Source organism: Paenibacillus xanthanilyticus, from assembly GCF_042682185.1.
GTDB lineage: Bacteria > Bacillota > Bacilli > Paenibacillales > Paenibacillaceae > Paenibacillus_Z > Paenibacillus_Z xanthanilyticus.
The window spans coordinates 2,017,769-2,025,000 of the sequence record NZ_JBHUHA010000002.1 but is presented as its reverse complement, the minus strand read 5'-3'; the positions used below and the strand labels follow the sequence as shown (position 1 = coordinate 2,025,000).

At 54.7% G+C, this 7,232-nt stretch carries 3 protein-coding genes, 17 tRNA genes and 1 rRNA gene (1 of these 21 cut by a window edge); all 21 read left to right on the top strand.

The window, feature by feature from the left end; genetic code table 11:
• Positions 1-663, top strand: a 23S ribosomal RNA gene (locus ACFSKT_RS26340) (it extends 2,266 nt beyond the left edge of the window).
• An 85-nt stretch (positions 664-748) separates the two neighbouring features.
• Positions 749-825 (top strand) — tRNA-Ile (locus tag ACFSKT_RS26335).
• Positions 826-833: 8 nt separating this feature from the next.
• A tRNA-Ala gene (locus ACFSKT_RS26330) sits at positions 834-909 on the top strand.
• 19 nt (positions 910-928) lie between these two features.
• Positions 929-1,004 (top strand) — tRNA-Asn (locus tag ACFSKT_RS26325).
• 6 nt (positions 1,005-1,010) lie between these two features.
• A tRNA-Ser gene (locus ACFSKT_RS26320) sits at positions 1,011-1,101 on the top strand.
• A 13-nt stretch (positions 1,102-1,114) separates the two neighbouring features.
• Positions 1,115-1,189, top strand: a tRNA-Glu gene (locus ACFSKT_RS26315).
• 9 nt (positions 1,190-1,198) lie between these two features.
• Positions 1,199-1,274: transfer RNA gene (locus ACFSKT_RS26310), tRNA-Val, on the top strand.
• Positions 1,275-1,291: 17 nt separating this feature from the next.
• Positions 1,292-1,368: transfer RNA gene (locus ACFSKT_RS26305), tRNA-Met, on the top strand.
• Positions 1,369-1,379: 11 nt separating this feature from the next.
• Positions 1,380-1,456: transfer RNA gene (locus tag ACFSKT_RS26300), tRNA-Asp, on the top strand.
• Between the two features lie 23 nt (positions 1,457-1,479).
• Positions 1,480-1,555: transfer RNA gene (locus ACFSKT_RS26295), tRNA-Thr, on the top strand.
• Positions 1,556-1,562: 7 nt separating this feature from the next.
• A tRNA-Tyr gene (locus ACFSKT_RS26290) sits at positions 1,563-1,648 on the top strand.
• A 121-nt stretch (positions 1,649-1,769) separates the two neighbouring features.
• A tRNA-Lys gene (locus ACFSKT_RS26285) sits at positions 1,770-1,842 on the top strand.
• Positions 1,843-1,858: 16 nt separating this feature from the next.
• Positions 1,859-1,944, top strand: a tRNA-Leu gene (locus tag ACFSKT_RS26280).
• Between the two features lie 9 nt (positions 1,945-1,953).
• A tRNA-Leu gene (locus ACFSKT_RS26275) sits at positions 1,954-2,040 on the top strand.
• 4 nt (positions 2,041-2,044) lie between these two features.
• A tRNA-Gly gene (locus tag ACFSKT_RS26270) sits at positions 2,045-2,119 on the top strand.
• 7 nt (positions 2,120-2,126) lie between these two features.
• Positions 2,127-2,203: transfer RNA gene (locus tag ACFSKT_RS26265), tRNA-Arg, on the top strand.
• A gap of 8 nt (positions 2,204-2,211) precedes the next feature.
• Positions 2,212-2,288 (top strand) — tRNA-Pro (locus ACFSKT_RS26260).
• An 8-nt stretch (positions 2,289-2,296) separates the two neighbouring features.
• Positions 2,297-2,370 (top strand) — tRNA-Gly (locus ACFSKT_RS26255).
• Positions 2,371-3,263: 893 nt separating this feature from the next.
• Positions 3,264-4,385: a slipin family protein gene (locus tag ACFSKT_RS26250; protein WP_377719432.1), complete on the top strand. Its 1,122-nt coding sequence runs from the start codon at positions 3,264-3,266 to the stop codon at positions 4,383-4,385.
• Positions 4,386-5,549: 1,164 nt separating this feature from the next.
• On the top strand, positions 5,550-6,971 hold the full coding sequence (locus tag ACFSKT_RS26245; protein ID WP_377719433.1) for an RtcB family protein: 1,422 nt from the start codon (positions 5,550-5,552) through the stop codon (positions 6,969-6,971).
• Positions 6,968-7,213, top strand: a complete 246-nt coding sequence (locus ACFSKT_RS26240) for a hypothetical protein (RefSeq protein ID WP_377719434.1) — start codon at positions 6,968-6,970, stop codon at positions 7,211-7,213. The genes ACFSKT_RS26245 and ACFSKT_RS26240 overlap by 4 nt, the downstream gene beginning before the upstream one ends.
• The last annotated feature ends 19 nt before the right edge of the window (positions 7,214-7,232 follow it).

The window sequence follows — 7,232 nt, the reverse complement described above, 5'->3', positions numbered from 1 at the left end:
TGTCAGGCGGGCAGTTTGACTGGGGCGGTCGCCTCCTAAAATGTAACGGAGGCGCCCAAAGGTTCCCTCAGAATGGTTGGAAATCATTCGAAGCGTGCAAAGGCATAAGGGAGCTTGACTGCGAGACCAACAAGTCGAGCAGGGACGAAAGTCGGGCTTAGTGATCCGGTGGTACCGAATGGAAGGGCCATCGCTCAACGGATAAAAGCTACCCTGGGGATAACAGGCTTATCTCCCCCAAGAGTCCACATCGACGGGGAGGTTTGGCACCTCGATGTCGGCTCATCGCATCCTGGGGCTGAAGTAGGTCCCAAGGGTTGGGCTGTTCGCCCATTAAAGCGGTACGCGAGCTGGGTTCAGAACGTCGTGAGACAGTTCGGTCCCTATCTGTCGTGGGCGTAGGAAATTTGAGAGGAGCTGTCCTTAGTACGAGAGGACCGGGATGGACGTACCGCTGGTGTACCAGTTGTTCCGCCAGGAGCACCGCTGGGTAGCCAAGTACGGACGGGATAAGCGCTGAAAGCATCTAAGCGTGAAGCCCCCCTCAAGATGAGATTTCCCAATTAGTAAGACCCCTGGAAGACGACCAGGTTGATAGGTTCGAGGTGGAAGCGCAGCAATGCGTGCAGCTGACGAATACTAATCGGTCGAGGGCTTATCCTAAACGTTTAAGTTCGCAAGAGCTTAGACAAACACAGCTAAAGTGTTGAGTTTCGTATCCAGTTTTCAAGGTGCAACTAATAGCTGATGGCCTTTAGCTCAGCTGGTTAGAGCGCACCCCTGATAAGGGTGAGGTCGGTGGTTCGAGTCCACTAAGGCCAACCATTCTTTTCGGGGCCATAGCTCAGCTGGGAGAGCGCCTGCCTTGCAAGCAGGAGGTCAGCGGTTCGATCCCGCTTGGCTCCACCAATTACAACTTAGTTTATGTTCCCTGATAGCTCAGTTGGTAGAGCACTCGACTGTTAATCGAGTTGTCACAGGTTCGAGTCCTGTTCGGGGAGCCATTTCATGGAGAGCTGTCCGAGTGGTCGAAGGAGCACGATTGGAAATCGTGTATACGTTAACCGCGTATCGAGAGTTCGAATCTCTCGCTCTCCGCCAGATTATTTTTCAAGGCCCGTTGGTCAAGGGGTTAAGACACCTCCCTTTCACGGAGGTAACAGGGGTTCGAATCCCCTACGGGTCACCACTTTTATATGGAGGCTTAGCTCAGCTGGGAGAGCATCTGCCTTACAAGCAGAGGGTCGGCGGTTCGATCCCGTCAGCCTCCACCATATAGATTTTCTAATGACGCGGGGTGGAGCAGCTCGGTAGCTCGTCGGGCTCATAACCCGAAGGCCGCAGGTTCAAATCCTGCCCCCGCAACCAAATTATAATGTGGAGCCGTGGTGTAGAGGCCTAACATGCCTGCCTGTCACGCAGGAGACCGCGGGTTCGAATCCCGTCGGCTCCGCCATTATAACCTTTACAATTTCATATGCCGCTGTAGCTCAACTGGTAGAGCAACTGACTTGTAATCAGTAGGTTGGGGGTTCAAGTCCTCTCGGCGGCACCAGCTTCATGGAGGATTAGCGAAGTGGCCAAACGCAGCAGACTGTAAATCTGTTCTCTGACGAGTTCGGTGGTTCGAATCCATCATCCTCCACCAGTTTTAAAAACGGCATCTTAGGCATTACTGGCAATGGCTTGTTGAATACATAGCCAAGCGGTAAGGAACGGGCGTTATGCTTCCTCAAGCATGATGAACCTACCTAGATCCAGCTTTGTATGAGCCATTAGCTCAGTTGGTAGAGCACCTGACTTTTAATCAGGGTGTCGTAGGTTCGAGTCCTACATGGCTCACTTTTATCTTTTATATGCGGTTGTGGTGGAATTGGCAGACACGCTATCTTGAGGGGGTAGTGCCCACTGGGCGTATGGGTTCGAGTCCCATCAACCGCACCATCTCAATATGCGGTCATGGCGGAATTGGCAGACGCGCTAGATTCAGGTTCTAGTGTCAGCAATGACGTGGAGGTTCAAGTCCTCTTGACCGCACCATTATGCGGAAGTGGCTCAGCGGTAGAGCATCGCCTTGCCAAGGCGAGGGTCGCGGGTTCGATTCCCGTCTTCCGCTCCATAAATACGCGCCCTTAGCTCAGCTGGATAGAGCGTTTGACTACGAATCAAAAGGTCAGGAGTTCGAATCTCTTAGGGCGCGCCATTTTATAACGGGATGTAGCTCAGCTTGGTAGAGCACCTGGTTTGGGACCAGGGGGTCGCATGTTCGAATCGTGTCATCCCGACCATCTTTATTGCGGGTGTAGTTCAATGGTAGAACTCCAGCCTTCCAAGCTGGTAGCGTGGGTTCGATTCCCATCACCCGCTCCATATGTAAAAGTCGACACTCTCTGCGATGCAGGGAGTTTTTTTTGTTTATTCAGGTAAATGAGGATCTCAGTGTGCAGAATCATTTAAGCGATTACGAGATGTGGTGAGGGCAGTTCAGGAGATCCTGAGCTGTCCTTTTTTTGGCCGCAATAGAACGTACCGCACAAAATCTCCAGCTATTGTGGAGCCGTGTGACGGTCGTAACAGAGCGTCTGGCGAGACCTTTAACCAGGATTTCTCCCGAAAACGACCGACCGTTCGCCATTTTCACGAGGTGTGAAATCATGAAACTAACGATGACGCAAAGACGAACGAAATAACGCCATTTCTTCTCGTTATGGCATGCAGCCGGTAGTCAGGCTAGTCCAATTCCCTTGTCCATGGCAGTATTCCATGAAGCTCGCCATACTTTTGCCATGTTCAGCCAAGATCAATTGAGCGACAATGAAGGAGAAGCAGAGGTGCCGGTGAACCGGGGCGGGGAGGTCGGGATCCTTCCGCAGTGCTTTGCCCGATTGGGTGGAAGTATGCTGTCACGTGGTATCGTTGTTTCGACTGGGTTCGATTCCCGATCGCTGTGGAGCGAGTGTGGTACTATGCTACCGATTTTCCAAATCGGCTAATTATTCGAAAGGGATAGCGAGAGATTTCCAGCCTGCCTGAGGAGGCGAGGCACGGGAACCGAGGCCTGAGGCTCGCGGATACCGGAAGCGGAAAAGACGTTGATGAGGTCGCCTAGAGAAGCTTGGGTTTCCAACGGTGGAGTGCGGCTGTTGAGAGACATAGGCACAGGGGAGGACCGAGTGAGCGATGACTGCTCCTTAAGCAAAGCTCCGCCAACGTTGCCGGGGAAGTCTCCGCGCTATACCGTCACGAAGGAGAGAGACGCGATAATGTTCAACAAACAAGCGTTAAAACCCGATGAGCGCGGATTGGTATTGCGCCGCGGGCACTATATAAAAATGGTGAAGTCCGGCGTAGTGCGATACTCGAAGTGGAGAGGCGAGCAGCTCGTTGTCGTGAAGGCGACGGATGCTTTTCAAGTGGAAGGCTACTCGCTGGAGTCGTTCCTTCATGATTCGGAACTTGCGCAGGAGCTTGAAGTCATCGAAGTGCGCGATCATGAGTTGGTCCTCCATTACGAAAATGAACAGTTCAAGGCCGTGCTTCGACCAGGACGATATGCGTTCTGGAAAGGAATGCGCGAGCATCGGTTCGTGCGGGCGGATATTCGCCAGCCAGCGCTTACCGGCGAGATCGATCGCGCGATCGTGTCGAAGCTAGGCGTACATGTGCAGGTGCAGGACGTGGCGAGCCACGAACGAGGGTTTTTATTTTACGACAACTTGCTGCAGCGGGAGCTGGCGCCCGGCAGGTATTATTTCTGGCGCGGTCCTGTCCAAACCGTGGTGCGGACCGTCGATATGCGGCAGCAGCAAATGGATTTGACGGGACAAGAAATGATGACGGAAGACAAAATTACGCTGCGGCTTAATTTCGTGTGCCAGTATCGGATCGTCGACCCCACACGTTTACTAGATATCAAGGGGTTCGAGGAGCAGCTGCACATCGAGCTTCAACTGGTGCTGCGGCAATATGTGGGGACGCTTAAGCTGGACGATCTTCTTCGGACCAAACAAGAGGTCGCGGCTTTCGTGCTGGCGAGACTGAACGAGAAGAGCGGCGAATACGGACTTCGGTTCTTGTCGGCGGGCGTGAAGGACATTATTTTGCCGGGCGAGATTAAGGATATTCTCAACACGGTGCTGCTGGCGGAGAAAAAAGCGCAGGCCAATCTCATTACGCGCCGGGAGGAGACGGCTTCGACCCGCAGCCTGCTCAATACGGCGAAGTTGATGGACGAGAATCGGACGCTCTACCGGTTGAAGGAGCTGGAGTTCTTGGAGAAGATATGCGAGAAGATCGGGACGATCTCGCTATCGGGCGGCAGCAATTTGCCGGAGCGTCTCGACGCGCTGCTTGGCTCCCGAATGGGTGAAGCGGACAGCAGGTAGGCTGGGACGTCATTGGGCAAGAACAACTATAATGATTTTGCCCAGTTGACAGTTCTTGGATCAGCATTTAAGATAAACCTAATTACACGAAGGGAGGCTGATGAACATGATGACACTTGCTCGTATGAAAACAACTGCACAAGCAAATAACACATTTCATTGGTCTCCACGGACTTTTTGCATCTAGCGGACTCCCGATTCTGCACGCATTTTGCGTGCCGTATGGGTGTAGGTGATGGGTGCGTACGAAAAGCCACGGACAATGAATGTCCGTGGCTTTTTTGCGTGCTTTTTTGGCGGACGGACGTGGAGATCGGGATGGATTAAGGTAGGTCTGACAGTGGTGGAGCTGTCATGTATGAGCAGCAGTGAACTGATGGATGCAGCGGCCCAATTGCGGTAGCAATGGTGAACGAGCGGATATAACGGCGGAATAGTGGTGCAATGGTGAACGAGTGGATGCAGTGACGGAGCTGAGGTAGGACTGGTGAACGATCGGAAATAGCGGTGGAACTGAGGTAGCAAGGATGAACGAGCGGGTATAGCGGTGGAGCTGAGGAAGCAAGGATGAACGAGCGGGTATAGCGGTGGAGCTGAGGTAGCAAGGATTAACGAGCGGGTATGGCGGTGGAACTGAGGTAGCAAGGATGAACGAGCGGGCATAGCGGTGGAACTGAGGTAGCAAGGATGAACGAGCGGGTATAGCGGTGGAGCTGAGGAAGCAAGGATGAACGAGCGGGTATAGCGGTGGAGCTGAGGTAGCAAGGATGAACGAGCGGGTATAGCGTTGGAACTGAGTTAGCAAGGATGAACGAGCGGGTATAGCGTTGGAACTGAGTTAGCAATGGTGAACGAGCCGATGCAGCGGCGAAATTGTGGTAGCAATGATGAACGAACGAATGTAGCGGCGGAATGCATACAGGCAAGCGATGGAGTAACTTCCGGACGCAGCGCATCAGGAGTCGAGTGAACCGAAGCTTGATTCTGGAGCAGGCGAGCCGGACGTGTTACGGATAAATAAAGCACGACCATTACGCGGAGGAGTGAAGAACATGTTCGATCGAGACGAGATGATCGGTGCAGGAGCTGCATATGGCAGCATGACGGAAGCAAACAAGCGCGGCAACGCGGCAATTTTGAAGAAGAACGAGAGGTTACGAACAGATGGAACAAACATTTTACAGGCAGGTGCAGCTTCCGGCGGGGACGGTACATGTATACGCGAGCGATGAGCTGTACGGAGCGTTAGATTATCAAGTGTTCGATATGGCGAACAACAATTTGCAAATTCCGAACCAAGCGTACATGAGCTACACGCCCGACGTGCATGTCGGGGTCGGAACGTGCATCGGCACGACGGCGGTGTGGGAGGCGAACAACGGCTATGTGTCGCCGTCCATCGTCGGGAGCGATATCGGGTGCGGCATGCGCGTGCATGTGACGAACCTGACGCGAGAGGACGTGCAGGACGTGAAGCTGCGCCGAAAGCTGGTGCGGACGATCGAGAAATATTTGCCGGTCGAAGAGCATGCCAGAGGGCATTTCTCGGACATCCGGCTGGAGCATGTGGTGCAGAAAGGGCTGCACGGGCTGCCGAAGAAATACATCCCGGACGGGTACACGCCGCGGAAGGCGACATCCTTGACGCATGTGGAGAGCAGCCGGTTTTATTTGGATGACGAAGCGCTGAACAAGTTCCCGGACATTATCTGGCACCGGTCGCACCGGCAGCTCGGGACGCTGGGCGGCGGGAATCATTTCGTGGAGCTGCAGACGATCGAGATTACGGAAGAGAGTCGCGACATCGCCGAGCAATGGGGATTGTTCGACGGCCAGGTCGTCCTCGTGATCCACACCGGTTCGCGGGCATGGGGCGGCGCGGTCAGCCAGTACAATACGAGCGACATGGCGAAAGTGATGAAAGCCGCCGGATACGGCACGGCCGATCCGAAGCTGGTGTACGCGGAGCTGGCGCATCCGGTGGCGCAGACGTACGTGAACCTGATGTATTCGGCGCTTAATTACGCGGTCGTCAACCGGCATCTCATCGCGTACGCGGTGCGCGAGGCGTGCAAGGACGTGTTCGGTTCGAAGTTCGAGGCGAAGACGCTGTACGACCTGATGCACAACTATGCGTGGGAAGAGCGGCACGGGGAGACGGAGTATTTCGTCCATCGGAAAGGCGCCACAAGGGCGCTGCCGGCAGGACACCCGGATAACCCGGCTCCATATGCGGCAACCGGCCATCCGGCCTTGATCCCGGGTTCGATGGGAACCGCCTCCTACTTGATGGTGGGAGCAAACGGCGGCGCGGCGAATTACTACTCGATCTGCCACGGGGCGGGACGCATCCGCTCGCGGAGCGCGACGAAGCGGCTGATCACGGTGGACGCGTTCGCTTCGGCGATGCGCGTCGGCACGGATGACGAGATCGTCGTCAATCAACGATCGCTGGAGACCATTCTGGATGAGTCTCCGCAAGCTTACAAGGACGTCGACCAGATTATCGACAGCGTCGTCGGCGCAGGGCTGGCCCAAGTGGTCGCCAAATGCAAGCCGCTTGCGACGGTGAAAGGAGCATCATGATCGTAAGAGGAAATGAACGGATGCCGATGCAAGCGGCGGGAATGACGAGCGCTAGAAAACGGTCGGAAAGACCGCACCCGGGGGAAGAGCTGTACGTTTCGGCCGCCATGGTGTGGTACGAGGAGAAGGCGGTTAATCTGCCGCTGCTCGCGAAGCGGTTGAAGGGCGATTTGCATAAAGGACGGACACAGGAGTGGTTCCAAGATCCAGGTACGCAGCGGGTCGGATTCATGGCGATGTAGGCCGAGGCTCCCTAGACCA